The sequence below is a fragment of the Dellaglioa sp. CoH-55-MRSF-8 genome (assembly GCF_056782195.1).
This window is the reverse complement of the sequence record NZ_JBXAYH010000259.1, coordinates 1-239: the sequence shown is the minus strand read 5'-3', so window position 1 is coordinate 239 and position 239 is coordinate 1. Positions and strand designations below refer to the sequence as shown.

The 239-nt window shown below is 59.4% G+C and carries 1 protein-coding gene; it reads left to right on the top strand.

The genetic code is table 11. The features are described from left to right. Positions 1-239: hypothetical protein (locus AC1RPW_RS08680; RefSeq protein WP_481769559.1), on the top strand; the 239-nt coding region annotated here is incomplete at both ends.

Sequence of the window (239 nt, the reverse complement as noted above, 5' to 3'; positions counted from 1 at the left end):
CCAAATCCGGCAACTTGAGGAACTGGCCGTCAACATCGACGCGACCCTGAATTCGAAGGGCAAACTCGATGTGGGAACGCTTCTGGAGGATACGGCACTGCGCCTGTCGAGCGCGCGTGCCACAAAGAGCACGAAAGACGCGTTCACCCACTTCGGGATGAACAACAATGCGACGGCACTGGTCCGCGACATCCTGTACGCCGAGTCCGGTGACGACATCATACCGACCGGCATTCCCG